Source organism: Aromatoleum toluolicum (assembly GCF_012911005.2).
In the GTDB taxonomy this organism is placed as follows: Bacteria; Pseudomonadota; Gammaproteobacteria; order Burkholderiales; family Rhodocyclaceae; genus Aromatoleum; species Aromatoleum toluolicum.
This window is the reverse complement of the sequence record NZ_WTVS01000261.1, coordinates 1-397: the sequence shown is the minus strand read 5'-3', so window position 1 is coordinate 397 and position 397 is coordinate 1. Positions and strand designations below refer to the sequence as shown.

At 65.7% G+C, this 397-nt stretch carries 1 protein-coding gene; it reads right to left on the bottom strand.

Annotated features, from left to right (window positions below):
- Positions 1–397 (bottom strand): ribonuclease E/G (locus GPA27_RS28650; protein ID WP_211165323.1); only part of this gene is annotated, 397 nt, incomplete at both ends.

Genomic DNA, 397 nt, shown 5'->3' with positions numbered 1-397 from the left:
GCCACTTCCACCGGCACTTGGCAGTGCACAGCGGCCGTGTTGTCCTTCATCGACTCTTCCTGAATGATCCGCAGGATCTGCAGGGCCGACGATTCGGTGTCGCGGATGTGGCCCGAGCCGCCGCAGCGTGGGCAGGGGATGGACGAGCCTTCGCTCAAGGCGGGCTTGAGGCGCTGGCGGCTCATTTCCATCAGGCCGAACTTGCTGATGGTGCCGAATTGCACGCGGGCGCGGTCCTGGCGCAGCGCGTCGCGCAGGCGGTTTTCCACTTCGCGGCGGTTCTTCGACTCTTCCATGTCGATGAAGTCGATCACGATCAGGCCGCCCAGGTCGCGCAGGCGCATCTGGCGCGCCACTTCGTCGGCGGCTTCCAGGTTGGTGCGGGTGGCGGTTTCCT